Source organism: Streptomyces sp. ADMS (genome assembly GCF_033441795.1).
Taxonomy (GTDB): Bacteria; Actinomycetota; Actinomycetes; order Streptomycetales; family Streptomycetaceae; genus Streptomyces.
This window is the reverse complement of sequence record NZ_JAVFVX010000593.1, coordinates 1-254: the sequence shown is the minus strand read 5'-3', so window position 1 is coordinate 254 and position 254 is coordinate 1. Positions and strand designations below refer to the sequence as shown.

General features: G+C 70.1%; 1 protein-coding gene. It reads left to right on the top strand.

Annotated features, from left to right (window positions below; all coding sequences use genetic code 11):
• The coding region (locus tag RB628_RS42100; RefSeq protein WP_318325853.1) for a phosphoadenosine phosphosulfate reductase family protein at positions 1-254 on the top strand (254 nt) is incomplete at both ends.

Sequence of the window (254 nt, the reverse complement as noted above, 5' to 3'; positions counted from 1 at the left end):
AAGTTCGACGCGGTCTTCGGCGGCGGACGGCGCGACGAGGAGAAGGCCCGGGCGAAGGAGCGGGTGTTCTCGCTGCGGGACGAGTTCTCGCAGTGGGACCCGCGCCGCCAGCGCCCCGAGCTGTGGAACCTCTACAACGGGCGGCACGCGCCCGGCGAGCACGTCCGCGTCTTCCCGCTCTCCAACTGGACCGAGCTCGACGTGTGGCAGTACATCGCCCGCGAGGGCATCGAGCTGCCGGACATCTACTTCGC